Source organism: Vibrio sp. V38_P2S17PM301, from assembly GCF_009904845.1.
GTDB lineage: Bacteria > Pseudomonadota > Gammaproteobacteria > Enterobacterales > Vibrionaceae > Vibrio > Vibrio proteolyticus.
Map to the genome: position 1 here is coordinate 26,922 of NZ_WXWO01000025.1, position 19,021 is coordinate 45,942.

At 51.3% G+C, this 19,021-nt stretch carries 20 protein-coding genes and 2 tRNA genes; 13 read left to right on the top strand and 9 right to left on the bottom strand.

Features of this window, described 5'->3' with window-relative positions:
- Nucleotides 1-102: 102 nt before the first annotated feature.
- The gene (locus CAG64_RS05165) at nucleotides 103-1,317 is read right to left on the bottom strand and encodes an Hpt domain-containing protein (protein WP_161457782.1); all 1,215 of its coding nucleotides are present in this window, start codon (nucleotides 1,315-1,317) and stop codon (nucleotides 103-105) included.
- A gap of 148 nt (nucleotides 1,318-1,465) precedes the next feature.
- Nucleotides 1,466-2,464, bottom strand: a complete 999-nt coding sequence (yejK, locus tag CAG64_RS05170) for a nucleoid-associated protein YejK (protein WP_021704307.1) — start codon at nucleotides 2,462-2,464, stop codon at nucleotides 1,466-1,468.
- A gap of 84 nt (nucleotides 2,465-2,548) precedes the next feature.
- Here yejK and CAG64_RS05175 point away from each other — a divergent pair, with 84 nt between their 5' ends.
- The 3 genes from CAG64_RS05175 to CAG64_RS05185 all read left to right on the top strand — a co-directional run bounded on the left by CAG64_RS05175 (nucleotide 2,549) and on the right by CAG64_RS05185 (nucleotide 4,736).
- Nucleotides 2,549-2,773: a YejL family protein gene (locus tag CAG64_RS05175; protein ID WP_021704308.1), complete on the top strand. Its 225-nt coding sequence runs from the start codon at nucleotides 2,549-2,551 to the stop codon at nucleotides 2,771-2,773.
- A gap of 26 nt (nucleotides 2,774-2,799) precedes the next feature.
- A complete protein-coding gene (locus CAG64_RS05180) occupies nucleotides 2,800-4,596 on the top strand; it encodes a DUF3413 domain-containing protein (protein WP_161454656.1) in 1,797 nt (598 codons plus the stop codon).
- Between the two features lie 63 nt (nucleotides 4,597-4,659).
- Nucleotides 4,660-4,736: transfer RNA gene (locus CAG64_RS05185), tRNA-Pro, on the top strand.
- Between the two features lie 89 nt (nucleotides 4,737-4,825).
- Here CAG64_RS05185 and CAG64_RS05190 read toward each other — a convergent pair.
- The gene (locus CAG64_RS05190) at nucleotides 4,826-5,341 is read right to left on the bottom strand and encodes a GNAT family N-acetyltransferase (protein ID WP_161454655.1); all 516 of its coding nucleotides are present in this window, start codon (nucleotides 5,339-5,341) and stop codon (nucleotides 4,826-4,828) included.
- Nucleotide 5,342: 1 nt separating this feature from the next.
- Nucleotides 5,343-6,515 (bottom strand): MerR family transcriptional regulator, encoded by a 1,173-nt coding sequence (locus tag CAG64_RS05195; protein WP_161457783.1) that lies wholly within the window; start codon nucleotides 6,513-6,515, stop codon nucleotides 5,343-5,345.
- Nucleotides 6,516-6,881: 366 nt separating this feature from the next.
- Between CAG64_RS05195 and CAG64_RS05200 the strand changes: the two genes are divergently transcribed.
- Nucleotides 6,882-6,972 (top strand) — tRNA-Ser (locus CAG64_RS05200).
- Between the two features lie 102 nt (nucleotides 6,973-7,074).
- Here the strand turns inward: CAG64_RS05200 and CAG64_RS05205 are convergent.
- The 5 genes from CAG64_RS05205 to CAG64_RS05225 form a co-directional block, all read right to left on the bottom strand.
- Entirely contained in the window at nucleotides 7,075-7,554 is a 480-nt protein-coding gene (locus CAG64_RS05205) for an NUDIX domain-containing protein (protein ID WP_161457784.1), read from the bottom strand.
- A gap of 9 nt (nucleotides 7,555-7,563) precedes the next feature.
- The gene (locus CAG64_RS05210; protein ID WP_161457785.1) at nucleotides 7,564-8,484 is read right to left on the bottom strand and encodes a histone deacetylase family protein; all 921 of its coding nucleotides are present in this window, start codon (nucleotides 8,482-8,484) and stop codon (nucleotides 7,564-7,566) included.
- 120 nt (nucleotides 8,485-8,604) lie between these two features.
- Nucleotides 8,605-9,849, bottom strand: coding sequence for an NAD(P)/FAD-dependent oxidoreductase (locus CAG64_RS05215; RefSeq protein WP_021704312.1), 1,245 nt, complete (start codon nucleotides 9,847-9,849; stop codon nucleotides 8,605-8,607).
- Between the two features lie 3 nt (nucleotides 9,850-9,852).
- Nucleotides 9,853-10,926: a methyltransferase gene (locus CAG64_RS05220; RefSeq protein WP_161457786.1), complete on the bottom strand. Its 1,074-nt coding sequence runs from the start codon at nucleotides 10,924-10,926 to the stop codon at nucleotides 9,853-9,855.
- Nucleotides 10,927-10,953: 27 nt separating this feature from the next.
- Nucleotides 10,954-11,349 carry a hypothetical protein gene (locus CAG64_RS05225; protein WP_021704314.1) on the bottom strand — a complete coding sequence of 132 codons (396 nt, stop codon included), beginning with the start codon at nucleotides 11,347-11,349 and terminating at the stop codon, nucleotides 10,954-10,956.
- A 74-nt stretch (nucleotides 11,350-11,423) separates the two neighbouring features.
- On the opposite strand from CAG64_RS05225, the gene CAG64_RS05230 reads away from it, so the two are divergent.
- Genes CAG64_RS05230 through CAG64_RS05270 form a run of 9 tightly spaced genes read left to right on the top strand, consistent with a single transcriptional unit; the run spans nucleotide 11,424 to nucleotide 19,008 of the window.
- A complete protein-coding gene (locus CAG64_RS05230; RefSeq protein WP_161457787.1) occupies nucleotides 11,424-12,149 on the top strand; it encodes a beta-ketoacyl synthase chain length factor in 726 nt (241 codons plus the stop codon).
- Nucleotides 12,146-12,910, top strand: a complete 765-nt coding sequence (locus tag CAG64_RS05235) for a lysophospholipid acyltransferase family protein (protein WP_161457788.1) — start codon at nucleotides 12,146-12,148, stop codon at nucleotides 12,908-12,910. Before CAG64_RS05230 ends, CAG64_RS05235 begins: the two co-directional genes overlap by 4 nt.
- A gap of 16 nt (nucleotides 12,911-12,926) precedes the next feature.
- A complete protein-coding gene (locus CAG64_RS05240) occupies nucleotides 12,927-13,187 on the top strand; it encodes a phosphopantetheine-binding protein (protein WP_021704317.1) in 261 nt (86 codons plus the stop codon).
- A 15-nt stretch (nucleotides 13,188-13,202) separates the two neighbouring features.
- Nucleotides 13,203-13,460, top strand: a complete 258-nt coding sequence (locus CAG64_RS05245; RefSeq protein ID WP_161454780.1) for an acyl carrier protein — start codon at nucleotides 13,203-13,205, stop codon at nucleotides 13,458-13,460.
- On the top strand, nucleotides 13,460-14,029 hold the full coding sequence (locus tag CAG64_RS05250) for a hypothetical protein (RefSeq protein ID WP_161454781.1): 570 nt from the start codon (nucleotides 13,460-13,462) through the stop codon (nucleotides 14,027-14,029). The genes CAG64_RS05245 and CAG64_RS05250 overlap by 1 nt, the downstream gene beginning before the upstream one ends.
- Entirely contained in the window at nucleotides 14,026-15,399 is a 1,374-nt protein-coding gene (locus CAG64_RS05255; protein ID WP_161457789.1) for a class I adenylate-forming enzyme family protein, read from the top strand. Before CAG64_RS05250 ends, CAG64_RS05255 begins: the two co-directional genes overlap by 4 nt.
- A gap of 13 nt (nucleotides 15,400-15,412) precedes the next feature.
- Nucleotides 15,413-15,781, top strand: a complete 369-nt coding sequence (locus CAG64_RS05260) for an ApeI family dehydratase (RefSeq protein ID WP_161454783.1) — start codon at nucleotides 15,413-15,415, stop codon at nucleotides 15,779-15,781.
- Entirely contained in the window at nucleotides 15,774-17,480 is a 1,707-nt protein-coding gene (locus tag CAG64_RS05265; RefSeq protein ID WP_161457790.1) for an LpxL/LpxP family acyltransferase, read from the top strand. The genes CAG64_RS05260 and CAG64_RS05265 overlap by 8 nt, the downstream gene beginning before the upstream one ends.
- Nucleotides 17,464-19,008 (top strand): HAL/PAL/TAL family ammonia-lyase, encoded by a 1,545-nt coding sequence (locus CAG64_RS05270; protein ID WP_161457791.1) that lies wholly within the window; start codon nucleotides 17,464-17,466, stop codon nucleotides 19,006-19,008. The genes CAG64_RS05265 and CAG64_RS05270 overlap by 17 nt, the downstream gene beginning before the upstream one ends.
- Nucleotides 19,009-19,021 lie beyond the last annotated feature (13 nt).

The following is a 19,021-nucleotide window of genomic DNA, read 5'->3' on the forward strand; positions in this document are numbered from 1 at the left end:
CATCATGAAGAGCGCCTTTACGGCGCTCTTTTTGTTTCGTTAGATGGCGATACTCACATTGAGTAATGTGCGGACTCACTCGGAATGAAGACATCCGCCGCCTCAGGTGGCTTTGTGTGCCGCAATGTAAGATTGCGCTTCCCCAATGGCGCGGCGCAGACTTTCCGCCAGATGATCGAGTTCTTCGCGCGTGAGTCGCTCTCCCTGCTTGAGTTTCGTTTCCGCAATCAAAGCCGCATCACGCAGTATGTCAGCACCGAGATTGGAGGCCACGCCTTTGAGACTGTGCGCTTTGCGCATGGCACTGTCTGGGTCCACATTAATCAGAGAACGCAGCGCCTCGACATCATCGTAATGATCCTGAACAAACACTTGCAGTAGCAGATTCACCGACTCCTGATCCCCGCTGAGGGAATCGAGCATGTGTTCAAAACGAATTTGTTGCTGTGGTTCAGACGAAACTGCGCCGTCTTTTTTCTCCATAGGCAAGTCAGAGAGTTGTTCCGGTTCTTCACATTTGCCTGCCAGAGGAGGGCCTGCCATGGTTTCATTGTCCAATCGCGAAACCACAGCGAGAATCGCAGCGACAAACACAAAGCCGATCAGGACCAAAAACATCAGGTGTAATGACAGCAAGCGATGATGTTGATTTTCCAGTGTGAGAATTTCTGCATGAATAGGATGATTAAGCAGTTGATCGACCACGTGGCTGCCTTTGGCGTAATCGCCGAGAATGGTGGCCGCCTGAGCGAGGGTTTGTTGCAGCTCTTTCTGTTGTGACCCCGGAAGCTGGTAAGAGAGTGCCAACAAACGATCCAGATCCCGGTATGCTTCCGAATGGCTGTCGATACTGACAAACATGGCATCAAAAACATAGGCACTCAAACGATAATACGCACCGCTCAATTGAGGAACCTCAGCGTACTTCACTCGCAATGCTTTCAATGTATCGGCTAACGCCAGTAACTCCGTTTCGCTGCTGATAAAAGAGCGCCCCAGATCCAGAAACCGCTGCGTCAAATAGATCAACTGGCTGACGTCAGGGGCAAACATCCCACTGCTCTCCTGCGCTTCCAGATTTAACTTGAGTGAGTACAGCAACTGAACTTTGAGTTCCAGCTCACTCAGACCGCGGGCGCGATAGGACGTATCGTAATACAGAGAACGGGTGATGGATTCAACACTGTGACTGAGCTCTTCAATGGAAGTCATGGTTCTGACCAGCGTACGATCGTTAAACAGCACCAGCGAGCTGAGCGCTAACCACAAGATAGCCAATAACCAAATCAGCCGGCGCTGACGTATTCTTCCTTCCATGACACCGCTCAAAATGCTCCGTACGTCATTCCAGTATAAACAGTAGGCAGCCAGTCACGCATAACCGTGACCTCAATTCTGTGAAGCGCTAGGTAATTTATTCCGGCCAAAACAAAACAGAGAGCCGCCGGGGCTCTCTGTGGAAAGATTATTTTCGTGTGAGCTGATCACGCAGGTTAGGCGGTGTGCCTTTGATGGTCAGCGTATCGGTTTCTGGATCATAAAAGACGCGCTCTCCCAGCAACAAGCTGTCAAAGCTGACATTCAAACCACCTCCTGCACCAACATATTTGGTCAGTTTCCGCACCGTGGAGCGATCAGCCGGGAAACTCTCTTCCAGCTCATAACCATGTTCTTGGGTGTAATCGAGGAAACTGGTGCCGTCCTGGCTCGGGGGCAGCTCACCGGAGAGCTCTTGCAACTGCACTTCGTCACCTGCTTTGATCTGCTCATTGCAGTAGTCGTACACCTGTTTTTTGTAGCTGACGGCTTCGTCTTTCTCCAGCTTAGAATCTGAGACAAAATCTTCCACTGCCTGCATCAGTACCAGGTTTTGCTGTTTGGTATCGAGACCAACATCGGCTTGTAAAAAATCGAGGAAGAAGTCAGCAACTTTGCGCCCTACCCGGCCTTTGATGTACGTCAAATAGCGATTGGAATCGGAGTCGGCTTCATAGGTCGACAAATCAATGCGCGCCGCAATGTCCATTTTGCTCAGATCCAAGTAATCCGTGGCGCTGATTTCCAGCCCTTCCGTCACTTTCAGGCTCTGATTGGATGGCAAAATCGCAATGAACAGGTAGTCAGTCGCCAGACTCTGATATTCCGCTAACACCAAAATGCCTTCATCGGCAAACGGGTATTTAGCCAGTTCATTTTTCAGTCGGTTGGCGCTGATTTGTGAGAAGTCATAGAAATTTCTGTCACCACGACGAAGTTCTTGCAACCATGACTGGAACTCGCTGTCAGACTGGAAAGAACCGAAGCCTTTACCGCCTTTTGAGTTAAAAACCCGATGCAGTTCAGCCACTAAGTTTTCGCTGGACGCATCATTGGCAAGCGCATCTGCACGGAAGTTCACTTCCAGCTCGTCCTGATCGTTTTTTCTGAGCTGGTGTAAGATTACGTTGGAAAGGTGAAGACTCATAAGAATTTATCGTCGTTCTAGGTTTCAGTTGTACGGCATTGTAGGTTATCATAAGCCGCTTTTACTATCATCATTAGAGTCTTTATGCCGATTACATCTAAATACAGCGACGAACAAGTTGAAAAAATCCTGACCGAAGTGGCTGCAGTGCTGGACAAACACAATGCCTCAGCGGAACTTTCTCTGATGATTGTGGGAAATATCGCTACCAATGTCTTAAATCAAAGTGTTGCCCCTTCACAACGCAAGGCGATTGCTGAAAAATTTGCTCAAGCGCTGGTTTCCTCTGTCGAAACTGGCTCTCACTAAACCGAAACCGGATAAAAGAACAATTCATGGTAGATAACGGAAATTCATACGGTGAACGGGTCTCTCGATTAGTTGGCTGGGGGCATTGGTTTGCCTTTTTCAACATCATCGCGGCAATGCTGATCGGTACCCGCTACATTACTCAGTCACCATGGCCGGAAACCCTGCTGGGGCAGTTTTATCTGGCTATCTCCTGGGTGGGTCACTTTGGTTTCCTCGTTTTTGCGCTCTACCTGTTGGTTCTTTTCCCGCTGACCTTTCTGGTCCCGGCGCGCAAACTCTTCCGTTTGTTGTCGGTCTGTTTCGCCACTGTCGGCCTGACACTACTGCTGATTGATACACAGGCGTATCAAACCATCAGCCTGCACTTAAACCCTGTTGTATGGGAAGTGCTGTTCAGTGACGACACCAGTTCAGTCAGTGCTGATTTGCAGCACCTATTTGTGGTGATGCCACTGATATTTCTGCTGGAACTCGGCCTGTCCGAGTGGGTGTGGCGCAAGCAGCGTAAGTTGTCACACAAACGCGTAGGCCGCCCTCTGGCGGCAGTATTCTTTGTCTCGTTTATCGGCAGTCATTTGATTTACGTTTGGGCGGATGCCTATTTCTACAATCCGGTGACTTCGCAACGCGCCAATTTCCCGCTCTCATACCCAATGACGGCTAAGTCGTTTATGGAGAAACATGGTCTGTTGGACCGTGAAGAGTACCTGAAACGTCAGGCGGAAAATGAAGGCAAGACCGCGCTGGTAAATTACCCTCTGGAGCCGATCGAATTTAACCGCCGTGCCAATCATCTCAACGTTTTGGTGGTGAGTGTCAATAATTTGCGCTCGGATGCTCTCAACGCTCAGGACATGCCGAACACTTACCAGTTTGCGCAGCAGAACCTGAACTTCAGCAACCATTTCAGTTCGAGCAATGACATGTTCGGTGTGTTTGGCCTGTTCTATGGTTTGCCAAGCAGCTATGCTGGCAGCATCAAATCTCAGGCAACCCTGCCCATTCTGATCACCACCCTTAAAGATCAGGGTTATGATTTCGGTCTGTTCAGCGGCGATAACTTCGACGATGACCTTTATGGCGAATCGGTTTTCCGCGGGCTGGACTTTACAGGCATTACCTTTAATGACAGTTCAACCCCAGACACTCAGGCCATCGAGCGCTGGGCGACCTGGGCTTCTGCGGCGAAAAAACCCTGGTTCAGTTTCCTGGAACTGACCACGGTTGACAGCTTCAAGATGAACAGTGACAGCAAAGGCGACGCGACCGCCCGTCTCAAAGCGGGCTACCAGCAATCGGTGCAAACCGCTGACACTGAGCTGGGTCAGTTGTTCGATAAAATTCAGTCACTGACTCTGAGCGATAACACCGTGGTGATTGTGACATCCAATCACGGCACGGAGTTTAATGAAACTAAGACCAATAGTTGGGGCTCAAATACCAATTACAGTCGTTATCAGTTACAGGTACCAATGATCATTCACTGGCCGGGTAAACTGGCGGCCGAATACAGCCACCGCACCAGTCATCTGGATTTATCGGTCACGCTGTTGCAAGACCTGCTTGGTGTTTCGTCCAATCCGAACGATTTCAGCAGCGGACGCAGCTTGTTTGACGAGCGCAAACGCAAATGGATTCTGGCTGGTGACACCCGTGAGCTGGCATTAATTACACCAGAAAGCACGACGGTGATTGATAAGTTTGGTAACTTCAAAGTCTACGATGAAAACTATAAACGTGAAAAAGACGAGAACCCTGCATTGACCGTCCTGATGCAAGGTTTAACCGAATTGCAGCGTTTTTACGCTAAAGACAATTAAATCAAGCTGTTAGTTTAAGAATCGTATTGACGTTGAACGAGAAAGCGATTAAATTAATCCCATCGGACTGTAGCGCAGCTTGGTAGCGCACCGTCATGGGGTGTCGGGGGTCGGAGGTTCAAATCCTCTCAGTCCGACCATACACCTAAAAAAAGAGAGCTTCGGCTCTCTTTTTTTCGTTCATCAGATGATGAAAAGTAAAATCGCTGAACAAACCGGTGGTGAGTGCTTACGCATCAAATGCCAAGTCAAAACCCACTTCACCAGAAGGAATATTGTCATTGTTGCCACGCAGTGACTGAATCATGAAATATTCTGCCGGGATACCTTTGACCGTAAGGTGAGGATGAGCAAGAAAACCAAACCGGCGATAATAGTTGGGTTCACCAATCAAAACCACGCCATCGACTCCCTGCTCTTTCAAGCATCCAAGGCCAGCACGAATCAGAGCACTTCCAATGCCCAACCCTTGCGAGTCTGGTGCTACGGACACAGGCGCTAATGCAAGCCAGTTACACGGCTGCCCATCGATCGTAATAGGTGAAAACGCGATATGGCCTATGAGCTCATCATCCGCTTCGGCAACCAGAGACAATACCAGAGCACCTTTATCACGGAGTCTCTTGATACTTAAATGTTCACTGGGCTCAGCCCCAGGAGCATGATGAGGGTGATCTTTAAACGCTGCATATGTCAGCGCGCCAATGGTTTCGTGGTCTTTCTTTTCTTCTGTTCTGATTTGCATTTTAGCTCCTACGTCGGGCGACAAAAAAGTGATAACCATATTGACCTAAATAGTTATGGTGTATGGATAACTCACGTTGGATATCTGAGAGGGCATTGGACGTAAACGGATGCTGTGACACTTTGTCAATTCGGGTTTGCAGAGGCCCGATATAGTTGTCCCAAGCATGCGAACTCAAATCAAAGTGAGTGATCATCTGAAACCCTGCCCGTTCGAATAATTGCACTCGGCTTTGAACTGTTTGCATATCAGGATAATGCTGGCTCCAGTAATCACGCACTTCTGCATCTGGGGAGTTAATACGCCAAACCAGATCGCTGATCACAAGATAGCCTTGCTCTTTCAGAACGGGCTGCCAATGACGCAATGCCTTTTCTATCCCCATAATGTAAGCACTCCCCTCTGACCAGATGACGTCAAATTGAACGTCAGAAAACGGCAAGTCGGTCATACTGGCGCAAACGCTCTGCACCGAATGTAATCCATCAGAGTGACGTAATCGCTCTTTGAGACAACTCAGGTTATAATCATCGTTATCCAATGCCGTCACCTTAAACGGAGACTGCGTAGCCAGGAGCTCAGTCGTGATACCTTTCCCACATCCAATTTCCAGTACCGAACCGGATTCAATTTTGATCGCGGCAAGTGCTTTTAACGAGTCTGACTGACTGCCAGGCCCTAACCGCTCCAGGCCTTCAAACAAATATTCAAAATCTGCCATATATTGATCGTGCATGTTCATATCCTGTGATAACCACTTCAGCCTCAACGCCTGTTTCTCACTCAGGCCTTGCTTGATCAGCCAATCAAGATGTGCGGCAGGAGCCCGCCTCTCTATCGACTGATGCCAAGGACGCATAGACCCCATTCCAAGCAGAGACGCCAGTAATTCCTTGGCTTTCTGCTTTTGCTCAATCTCTTCACCCAGCACGGTAAGCCGATTCAAGAGCAGTTCCCTATCAATTTGAGCATCAAGACACGCCTGACACTCTTTGAGCGTCAACCCAGCTGCCTGCAACTGCAACAACAGCTTCAATCGTTGCGCGTCTTGCTCGGAATAACGGCGATAGCCATTGAGCTGCCGACGGCTAGTAATGAGTCCAAGTTTCTCGTAATAAAGGAGAGTGGAGCGACTTAAGCCCACTTGTTGAGCCAGTTCAGAAATACGGTACATCAGTGTCTCCTCAGATATCGGGGGATACTGTAAAGTGTGAAGTATTAGACAGGTCAAGGCCAGTTAGGCGAAAAAACAAATATTATCGCCGGTACTTTACCGCGAAGAGATAATTCATCTTCCGCATCGTTTTTTACGTTTTATCAACGAAAGGCGTATTGCGTCATCATTGTCTTTGAAAAGACACTCATTAATACCGCGCACTCTGACAGCTTATACGACGCTAACACTCAGATGTGCGGTTATTTTTCCTTTAAAAATGGGCGTTATCTTCTAATTTCAAAACTAACCGCACATAAAACCAGCAAACAGACAACTAAGGGGTTTACAAGGCTGGGAATGCCCTTTATTATTCGCCTCAACAATGGAGAGATGGCTGAGTGGTTGAAAGCACCGGTCTTGAAAACCGGCATACGTTAATAGCGTATCTAGGGTTCAAATCCCTATCTCTCCGCCACATTTAAACCCCAGTCGCAGGACTGGGGTTTCTTCGTTTATCGCCCGCATTTTTTCTCTCGTCAGGAGATGGCTCTTAAATGTTAGGGGATGATTGAAACAGTCAGAGGTGATTGGTGGTCTCGTCATTGCCCTGGATGTAACTGCCCAGATGCACGCCAAAACGGCGCTGTTGTACCAGATCGACCAACTGATAGATGTCTGCCGGGTAAGTCCGAATGTCACTGAGCTGCTCAATACCGACCCACTCGATCCCCTGAATAAATTCCTCATCGTTGAGCCCATTAAGATTATCGGTATGCGGCGTACCGGAATAGGCCGGGATGTGATAAAAAAACTCCGCGTTGTATCGACCTGCCGTGGTTTCGAGGAACTCTCGCACACAGATCAGTTCACCGATCTCAACCTCGATGCCCGCTTCTTCCACAAACTCTCGGCGCAGACATCCCTTGGTGCTGACGTCTCCCTCTTCAAAGCCACCACCCGGTGGAATCCAGTACTCACCACTGAAATCTTTCACTTTAACCAACAGAACCGCGTTATTTTCGACCAGAATACCCGCGGCACGAATGCGATGTTGCATGTGCTCTCCTTATTCAGCGCTTGAGAACGCCGCTTCAATTAACTGCATGTGTACCGGAACCAGATCAGCGTGGCAACTTCGATATCCCCCACCCACAACACACGCCATAGGGGTTCCTTTCGTTCGCGCCAGCGCAAACATGAACGCATCACGCTGGGCAATGGCTTGCGTCGAGACCTGAAAATAGCCCAGTTCATCGTCCTGGTGAATATCGACACCGGCATCATAAATGATCAGATCCGGTTGATGCAGGTTAACCGCCATCGGCACCACAGAAGTAAAGTGACTGAGAAACGCCTCACATCCGGTTTCGCGGCTCAACGCAATGTCGATGTCCGAATCCGGCTTCCGCGCAGGAAAGTTTTTGTCGCAATGGAACGATAAGGTCACAATATCATCACGCTCAGCACACAACGTCGCGGTGCCATCGCCATGATGTACGTCACTGTCGATGATCAGGACTTTGTCAATCCCCTCCAGTTGCAGCGCCTGATGCGCAGCCAAGGCAAGATCGTTAAACAAACAAAACCCACTGCCAAAATCCCGGTGAGCATGATGATAGCCACCGCTTAAGTGAATGGCGATACCGTGCTCCACAGCCAGCCTGGCTGTCAGGCAAGTGCCTCCTGCTGATGTCAGAGTCCGGGTCATAAGCGACGGGCTCCATGGAAAACCTATTCGGCGCATTTTGGCCGCTGGCAATGTGCCCTGCGCTAAGGAGTCCACATATTCTTCGGCGTGCAGTGCTTTGATCTCCGCCAGAGTCAGCGGCTGCGGCGTGACAAATTGAAACACATCCTGCCAGGACGACTGTTGTGCACAGCGCTCAGCAATGGCCTGATACAACAAGCGGTACTTATTGATCGGATAACGGTGCTCTGGCGGTAACGGCAAGTCGGAATAAATCGAGTGGTAGACAAGTGGGATCATATACGTGACCAGTTAACAGCGATGCTGCCGATGCTAACAGATTGTCCCGAACGCGTAAAAGCGCCTACCGTAAAGGAAGTAAAGGAGAGCAAGCGCTCTCCTTTGTCGCTGAGCTCAGACTCACTGACTGAAGCTGCGAACCAGTTCGGCCAGCGTAGTCAGACGCTGTTCGCTGTTCTGTACATACGGATTACTGGTGTCCCAGGCATAACCAGCCAGAATGGAACAAATCATCTGTTTAATGCGTGGATTAGGGTCCTGATAAAAAATGACATCCTGTAGCGACCCTGTGTACCAGCCCTCAACATACGTACGGAACGTGTTCACGCCCACCATCAGTGGCTGCGCGTACTCGGCTTGCCAGTCGATAGCCTCCCCCCGAAGTTGACGCACAACGCATGCCGCCGCCAGTTGCGCCGACTTCATCGCAATGGTGACGCCGGAAGAAAACACCGGATCAAGAAACTCGCCAGCATTCCCCAAAAGGGCATAATGCTCGGTCGCCAAGTGCTTAACGTTCGCCGAGTAACCTCCCAGCTCGCTGGCCGGGTTCGGATACTCCGCACGTTGCAACAGCGCCGCCAGTCCCGGCTCTTCATTGGCTAACTGTTTGATTGCTTCTAGCTTATCTTGAGGGTAGCGCTCAAAAAAGTCCGGCTCACCAACAACACCAAACGAGCAGTTCCCGTTGGAGAAAGGGATCAGCCAGTACCACACCTCGGGATGTTGCGGGTGCACCGAGATCAGAATCTTATTGCGATCGTAAACCGGGTCTTGTGGGTCAATGTTGTCTACCAAATGAGTGAACAAGGCTTTACGCGGAGGCAAACACGAAGGCTGTTCCAAATCGAGTAGCTTGGGCAGTACCCGGCCAAAACCGCTGGCATCCAGCACATAATCCGCCTCAATTTGATACGCGTTGCCGTCTGCATCCATCACTGTCAGCAGCGACTTAGCTCCGTTCGTCGCGAAGCTTGTCAGCTCATGCTGATAACGGATCGCCACACCTTGTTGTTCAGCGGTGTCCGCCAGCACTTTATCGAAACTGGCACGCTGTACCTGAAAGGTGGTACCTGGGCCGGGCGTGAACTTGTCGGTAAAATCAAACTGGGTGTAAACCCCATTACGACGAAACGCAGCACCATCTTTGTATTGGAAGCCATGTCGCTCCACCGCCTCCAACATCCCCGCCTGTTCGACGACTTCCATACACGCCGGCAGCAGGCTCTCACCAATCGAAAAGCGAGGAAACTGCGCCTTTTCTAGCACGATAACCTGAATGTTTTGTGCGTGCAGCAGAGCCGCGACGGTCGAACCGGATGGCCCGGCGCCAATCACGACCACCTGTGTTGTTTCTTGTTTCATGTTTTATTCTGTGATTGCTTTGAGTTTCAGGAGCGTGTGCCCCAGTCCGATATTGTCTTTGCGCTCGGTGACCTGCAAACCAGCTTCTGCAACCATTTCGAGGAAGTCATCACTGCGGTAGAAACGGCTGTTGCCGTTGGCTAAACAGGTAAAGTATAAAGAGGTCGCGTTGAGACTGTAAGAGGCGACATCGTATTTCTGCGCGTCCCAGAACAGCTCCAGAACATAAATACTCGACCCGGGGGTCAATTGTGCCCGAACCCGCTTGAGAATATTGAGAATTTCCATCGGTGAAAAGCAGTCTAGAAACTGGCTCATCCACCAGATATCCGCATGGCCTGGCAACGTCTGGTGTTTGTCCAGCATATTGGCCGCAAACGGCTGAATTCGGTCAGCAAATCCCCGCAGATCAGCATTGGCCATCGCCAACTCTAATTGTTGCGGCAGATCGACGATTGTTACCTTAACATCTGCATTGTATTCGCAACACTGAATCGCCCACTTACCGGTATTGCCACCGATATCAACGATATGGCGCGGCGATGTGGCAAACACTTCCTCAAGCAGCACCGGAAAAGAACGATCTGAGTAGAAGTGATCAAACTTAAACCAGCTTTGTTTCGCCTGCTCAGGCAACCGGGACAGACCCTGATAGATGGTCTCCCAGTCTCCCAGCTCTTTCAGTCCTGCTGGCTTGCCTTGCAAAATGGCGTCACTCAAATGCATCATCGCGGCGTAACAAACGTCTGCGGTAAAATCCAAATTGGCTTCTGTCATTTTGTCGTGCAAAAGGTAGAAGCCCAGATTGGCCAGACAATAGTTAGGCTTTTCCCACAACACAATGTGAGCACTAACGGCCATATCCAGTAAAACTTTGACACCGTACTCAGACACCCCACTCCGTTCGGCCAGTTGCGGAGCGTCCAATCCTGCCGCGCCGGCTTTATCCAACTCCGCCAGAATCCCCAAATCCCGCAGAGTGCGGGCGGTATGGAACACAATCGGCGCAAAAGATAGCTTCTGCGCTTCCGTTTTCGCTTCAAACGCGTTGTACGGATCACTATTTTGTTTTAACACGGTAAAACCTAACTAGAATCAATAAGATCACTGCTGTTCGGCAGCGGCTTTGGCCAACTCTCGCTGGATATCAACGTTCAGATTGTTGATCCAGCGATTATAATTACGGTGAATATGACCATCCTCGGCTTTCAGGTTGACCGAGCTGACATAAAGGATGGAGTAGTATTTTTCGCTGTAAGGAATACGCACTTCCGCAGCGTGACTGCGCACCTGAATGGTGGCATTTAATTCGCCGGGATTGACTTCAGCAACTATCCAACCGCGATCTGACGCTGCTTCAATAATTGCGTTTTTCACCTGATTACTTTGAAGATTATAAGCAACTGGAGTATTCTCCACATTCATTACTGGCTGAACTCGTCCGCAACCAACCAGAATGAATGCCAGTATTAATGAACCTAGTAACTTAAATGATGACATGCCTTTTTCCTTCTGAAATCGTCATTAGTGAGCAGCCATAGTATTTAGCCGTAAAAAAAACAATTCAATATCTTATGTCAAATCCTCAACAGAAATTGTCATTAAATATCAATGCTTGGATGGCAAATTCCCCTGGCCTGAGCACGCCTCAGGATTGGCAGGCGTGGGCAGATAAGCAAGCCTTGCCGGAAAACGGCGACATTGATACCTCAGCCATTCCGGCCATGATGCGTCGCCGAATGAGCACGTTAAGCAAACTGGCAGTTCAGACCGCAGTCTCGCTGCTGCAACGTAACGATATTGATTACATCGTTTTTTCCAGTCGTCACGGCGAATTGCACCGCAGCATCAAGTTGGTCTCAGACATTCTGGCTGGCGAGGAAGCCTCCCCGATGGCGTTTTCTCAATCGGTGCACAATACTGCCGCCGGGTTAGCGACCATCGCAACAAAACAGCCCATCCCTCTGACCTCCATTGCCGCGGGTGACAATACTTTTCAGAGCGCCTTGCTTGATGCTTGGCTGTACCTGGCTGAAAATCCGCATCACAAAGTGCTGTTGGTCGATTTTGATGAACCGCTGCCTCCGCACTACCAGACGTTTGAAACCATGGATTACCTCGGCTTCAGTCTGGGGCTCATTTTGTCTGCTGGTGAGCAGTTTTCGATGACGGCTTATCCGGCAGAAAATGACACGGCTATACTGCCCCAGGGGCTGAGCTTTCTGCGCCAGTTTCTCACCGGCCAAACGCAATGGATCATTCAGGCTCCGCGACAAAACTGGGTGTGGCAACGACAATGAATCGATTAGGTCAATACTGGCGTGTATTTGCGACCGGGTTTTGTTTTACTATTTTTGGTTTGGGCGGCCTGGTACTGAGCTTTATATTAATTCCACTTATTCACCTGATAACGTTTGATAAAACTCGCCGTGAATATCGGGTGCAACGCTTAATTCAAATTACTTTTCATCTTTTCTGTAAATTAATGAAGTACAGCGGCGCAATTAATTATCAAATTACGGGTGCCGATGTATTAGCCAGTGACACCGGCTGCTTAATTGTCGCCAATCATCCCAGCCTGATTGATTATGTTTTGATCGCCTCGCAATTGAAGCAATGCGATTGCCTGGTGAAGGCGGCAATTTGGTCAAACCCATTCATGAAACATATCGTTAAGGCCGCCGGTTACATTCCAAACGAAGCGCCAGACGATCTGCTGACTTTGTGTGAACAACGCTTCGCTCAGGGTAACGTACTACTGGTGTTTCCCGAGGGCACGCGCACGACACCAGGCCAGGACTCTAAACTGCAGCGTGGTGCGGCCCAGATCGCGGTGCGGACACAACGCGATCTGCGTATAGTGCACATTAGCGTTACACCGAGTTTTCTGACCAAAGAAAAAAAATGGTATCAGGTGCCACCGACCCGGCCTTTTTTCCACATAGAAGTAAAGGAGAAAGTTGAGGTGAAACCGTTTATAGAGCAAACTACCAGCCCAACAGTGGCGGCGCGTCATTTACAGCGCCACCTGTCGGACACTTTATTTCCAGAAACCCCATAGTTATAAGCAGGTCCCAGTGGAAAAATTACATAACGAAATCAAACAATTAATTATTGACGCTCTGAACCTTGAAGATCTTACTATCGAGGATATTGAGACTGACGCCCCACTTTTTGGTGACGGCCTGGGTCTGGACTCTATTGATGCACTCGAGCTTGGTCTGGCGATCAAGAAACGCTTTAACATTGTGATTGACTCCGATGATGCCAACACGCGCGAGCATTTCGCGTCTGTGGCAAATCTGGCTAAGTACATTTCCTCTCAAACCGGTGAGTAATTCACAGGTAGCATTATGACTGACGTAAACAAAGAACAAGTATTTCAACAAGTACAAAGCGCTCTGGTAGAGCTGTTTGAAATTGACACCGCGGACATCACCCCGGACGCTCACCTGTACCAGGATCTCGATCTGGACAGCATTGATGCTGTGGATCTGGTGGTGCACCTACAGAACGTAACCGGAAAAAAAATCAAACCGGCTGAGTTCAGCACCGTTCGCACCGTTGACGATGTCGTCAACGCCGTGACAGAGCTGCTCAAGGACAACTGATGCGTCAATTGCTGACAGCCTTGTCTGCAATTGTCCTGCTTGCGTATCCGTTTGCCGTTTATTTCGGCATTGATAAGTTTGGTCTGAGCGTCATGGCGCTGATGCTGATCACCATGTTTGTGATCCGAATCCTGGCTGCCGGTCAGGCCAAACTGAAAGCGCTCAGACAACTCGGCTGGATCAGCGGCCTCACTGGCATCATGTTGATCACGCTGGGAGTGGTGTTTAAACAGCATGGCTGGCTAACGTTTTATCCGGTGGTGGTCAATGCCTGTATGCTCGCCGTTTTTGCCTTAAGTCTGAAACAGCCCCAAACTTTGATTGAACGACTGGCCCGCCTGCAGGAACCCAACCTGCCAGCCAGCGGTGTCGCCTATACCCGTAAGGTGACCAAAGTCTGGTGCGGGTTCTTTATCGTTAACGGCGGCATCGCGCTGTATACCTGTTTTCAGCCACTCGAAGTCTGGACAGTGTATAACGGCCTGATCAGTTACCTGCTGGCAGGCGGCCTGTTCGCCCTCGAATGGATCATCAGACAAGTCGTACGTAAGGATCCCAAACAACCATGAGCACCATTGATGTGACCTTTCACTCCTTAGCCGATTTGCTCAGCCGTGCGCGGCCCGCAGACTGGCTGGTGGCGTTTGCTTCCGATCGGGTATACGACTGGCAGACACTGAATCAGGATGTCGCCGCTCTTCACAATCGATTGAACGCCCATTCTGCTCAACGGATTGCCCTGTGCTGCGATGACAGCTACCGCTTTGCGGTGGGATTCCTTGCCTGTGCGTATGCAGGGAAAACGCTGGTTCTACCGGGGAACAGCCAACCCGCGGCCCTAGAGGAATTGTCAGCACAATTCGACTTAATGCTGCACGATGCCAGCCTGAGCATTCCGGCTCAGACTGACGCGTTCGAGATCGCGATCCAACAAAACCAAGCCGCGCCAAACTGGCCCAGGCTTGCACTGGAAGAGCTCCAACTGGTGCTGTTTACTTCCGGCTCCAGTGGTACGCCGAAAGCGATTCACAAGAGCCTGAAACAGCTGGATGTTGAAATTACGATTTTACAGTCGCTGTGGGGAGCCACGCTGCACGGCACTCGCATTGAGAGCACCGTTTCACACCAGCACATTTATGGCTTGCTGTTCCGTTTGCTATGGCCATTGTGCGCTGGACGCGCTTTTGCTGCATTTAATCTGGAATTTCCTGAGCAGGTCATTGCCCGTGCCAACGAACAGACCACCCTAGTCAGCAGCCCGGCGCTGCTGAAACGTCTGAGTGAAGAACATCATACCCAACCGCTGCGTCAGCTGTTTTCCTCTGGCGGGCCGTTGTCGAATGCGGCTGCCGAACATGCCAGGCGCCTGTTCGGTCATTACCCGCAGGAAGTGTATGGCAGTACCGAAACCGGAGGCATCGCCCACCGCCAGCAATTCACCGCCAGCCAGCCGTGGAGGCTGTTCCCGGGCGTCCAGGCGAAACTCAACAGCGAACGTTGCCTGCGGCTGCGCTCACCGCATATTGACCCGCACCACTGGTATCAGACCGCCGACGAATGTTATTTCCATGATACAGTGACGTTTGAGCTACGTGGTCGCACCGACCGTATCATTAAAATCGAAGAAAAGCGGGTGTCGCTGACGGAAGTCGAACAACGTGTCGAGCAATTGGATGGCGTCAGTGAGGCCGTGGTCATACCGATGCAAGAAGGCGAACGGCTGACACTGGTCTCGGTGATTGTGCTGTCCGAAGCCGGACAACACGACCTCAACACGCTCGGCAAAGGTAAATTCTGGCTGGCTCTGCGCGCTCAGTTGCGTCGCTGGCTGGAACCCATCGCCGTCCCGCGCCGTTTCAGAATCGTGGACAGTATTCCGCTCAACAGCCAGGGCAAACGGCAAATTGCCGACATTGAACACCTTTTTCGAGAGAGCTAACCGCCAAACAGTTATGGTTCAAAGAAAACCCACTATCATCAGTACAGACATTCAACCGCCTGCCGCGACCCTAACGCTGCGGGCTGACGCCGACATTCTCGATTTCCGTGGTCACTTTAACCACTTTCCTCTGCTGCCCGGGGTCACTCAGATCGACTGGGCCCTGCATTACGCGATGCAATGTCTGGCAACGCCGAGTGCATTTAAAGGAATGGAAGTGATCAAGTTTCAAGAACCGATTCTGCCCGATATGACGGTGTGTCTGACGCTCCACTGGGATGAGGCACGGCAAAAACTGACCTTCCGTTACACATCGACCCGAGGCGGCGAAGAGATTGTGCACTCGTCGGGGAAAATGAAACTGGGAGCGCCAAGTGAGTGAGTTTCTGCCCTGCTTTGTGATTCCCTGTTACAACCACGGCAGCACAGTCGCTGCGGTCGTGACGTCGCTCGAGCCTTTTTGTTACCCCATTTTACTCGTCGACGATGGCAGTAATCACCCAACTCAACAGGCTCTGAAACACGTAGCCGAGCGTGAGAACGTCCACCTATTATCCCTGAAAACAAATCAGGGAAAAGGCGGCGCTGTGATGGCAGGGATCCGTCAGGCACAAGCGCTCGGCTTTACCCATGTGATTCAAATCGACGCCGATGGCCAGCACGATATCGAAGCCCTGCCAAAGCTGGTAGATGCCGCCCGGCGTCACCCAGAGCATCTGATTTCCGGCCAGCCGGTGTATGATGACAGCGTGCCCAAAGCGCGTCTGTATGGCCGCTACGCGACCCATATTTGGGTCTGGATAGAGACGCTGTCACTGTCGATCAAAGACAGCATGTGTGGGTTTCGCTGCTATCCGGTCAATCAAACCGTTCAGGTGCTGGACCGTTACCGGATTGGCAGCCGGATGGATTTTGACATCGAAATCCTGGTGCGCATGTATTGGGAAGGCACAGAGATCGATTTCGTCGATACCCGGGTCATCTACCCTCAGGGCGGTATCTCGCACTTCGACGCTCTGTGGGACAACGTCAAAATCAGCTGGATGCATACCCGGCTGTTTTTCGGCATGCTGCCACGCATACCTCGTTTACTGGCACGCCATCGCCATGATGCAACTGATGGCAGCCCGCACTGGTCACGACGCCGAGAACGCGGCACCATAGTCGGCATTAAAGTCATGCTGGCCGTGTATGCCTTGCTGGGACGACGCTCCTTTAACCTGATCCTCCAAGGCGTCATCCGTTACTACCACCTGACAGGCAAGCAAGCCAGACAAGCCTCTGAACAATATCTGGCACAATTGCGCCACTACGGACAACAACACAACATCACGCTGCCACAGCCACTGGATAGCTATCACCATCTGCTGTCTTTCGGCCATACCATGCTGGATAAACTGGCCGCGTGGAAGGGGGATTTTTCGGCCGACAACCTGACCATTCATGGTCAGGAGCACTTCGATGCCATGGTTGAGCGTCAGGAAGGCCTGGTGATCCTCGGCTCTCATCTGGGCAATCTGGAGCTGTGCCGGGCACTAGGAAGACGCCATTCGCAAGTCAAAATCAATGCTCTGGTGTTCACCGAGCACGCAGAGCGCTTCAACCGAGTGATGAAAGCCGTTAACCCCAACTCTGAGCTCAATCTGATTCAGGTCAGCTCCATGGGGCCGGACACTGCGATTCTACTCCAGCAGAAAATCGAACAAGGTGAATGGGTGGTGATTGTTGGCGATCGAACCTCCACCAACAAAGAGAGTCGCTCGGTATGGGCAGACTTCCTTGGCAAACCGGCGCCCTTCCCACAAGGCCCTTTTATGCTCGCGGCCGTGCTAAAAGCGCCAGTCTATCTGCTGTTTGGCCTGCGTGACGATACCCGTGACACACCTCACTTTGATGTTTATTTTGAGCAATTTTGCGAAAAGCTTGTCTTACCCAGAAAAGAACGCCAAATCGCACTGCAGGCGGTGGTACAACAGTACGCCGACCGGCTACAACATTACACCCTGAAAGCTCCGCTGCAGTGGTACAATTTTTTTAATTTTTGGACTTTAAGTAATCAGCACCATGACGACGCAAACTGACAACATTACTTTCGGCGCCGATCGCCTGACCATTGAAGACGTAGTCGCTATCGCCAATGGCGCCTCAGCCCGTCTCAACGCCTCACCGGAGTTTCTGGCCCGTATTGACCGTGGCGTCGCATTTCTTGAGCGTCTGCTGAAAGAGGAAGGCGTGATCTACGGCGTGACCACGGGCTATGGCGACTCTTGTACTGTAGCGATCCCACCAGAGCTGGTGGAAGAGTTGCCTTTACATTTAACCCGTTTCCACGGCTGCGGGCTGGGCGACGTGTTGTCACACCAGCAGGCCCGAGCCGTGCTGGCGACGCGCCTGTGTTCTTTAGCCCAGGGCGTATCCGGCGTCTCGCATGATTTATTGAATCAGATTGTCACCCTGATCAATCAGGACATCGCACCGCGGATTCCTCAGGAAGGATCGGTTGGTGCCAGCGGCGACCTGACGCCTCTTTCCTATCTGGCGGCAGCCCTCATTGGAGAGCGTGACGTTCTGTACAAAGGCGAAGTTCGTCCAACAGCAGAGGTATTTGCCCAGCTCGGTATTGCGCCGATCAAACTCAAACCCAAAGAAGGGTTGGCACTGATGAACGGCACCTCGGTGATGACGGCCCTCGCCTGTCTGGCCTATCAGCGCGCCGAGTATCTGGCGCAGCTGTGCACCAAAATTACCGCCATGGTTTCGGTGGCCATGCACGGCAATGACTTTCATTTTGACGCGGCACTGTTCGCGGTGAAACCACACCCGGGCCAGCAACAAATCGCCGCCTGGCTGCGTGACGATCTCAAAGCAGAACGGCCACCACGCAACAGTGATCGCCTGCAGGATCGCTACTCGCTACGCTGTGCCCCTCACGTGATCGGCGTAGTACAGGATTCTCTGCCGTGGCTGCGTCAGATGATCGAAAATGAACTCAACAGTGCCAACGACAACCCGATCATTGACGGCGACAACGAACGGGTGCTCCACGGCGGCCATTTCTACGGCGGCCACATTGCCATGGCGATGGACACCTTAAAAACCGGTATCGCGAACCTGTCCGATCTGCTCGATCGTCAGATGGCCCAGTTGATGGATTACAAGTTCAATAATGGTTTGCCGTTTAACCTCACCGGCGCACAAGGGGCACGTAAACCGATCAACCACGGATTCAAAGCGGTGCAGATTGGCGTTTCCGCCTGGACCGCCGAAGCGCTGAAACACACCATGCCAGCGAGCGTGTTCTCCCGCTCCACCGAATGCCACAATCAGGACAAAGTCAGTATGGGCACCATCGCGGCTCGCGACTGCCTGCGCGTACTGGATCTGACCGAGCAAGTCGCCGCCGCCTCATTGCTGGCCGCCACGCAGGCTCTTGAGCTTCGTCGCCGGGACAACCAGTTGGATGTGCAGCATATGAGTGACAACCTGACCATGATCCGCGACGCGGTGCTGAGTGAGTTTGATTTTGTGACGGAAGATCGTCCGCTGGAAGACGATCTGCGCCACTTCATCGCTCGCATTCAGTCACAGCACTGGGCCCTGTACCCTTAACTTTAAACGGAGC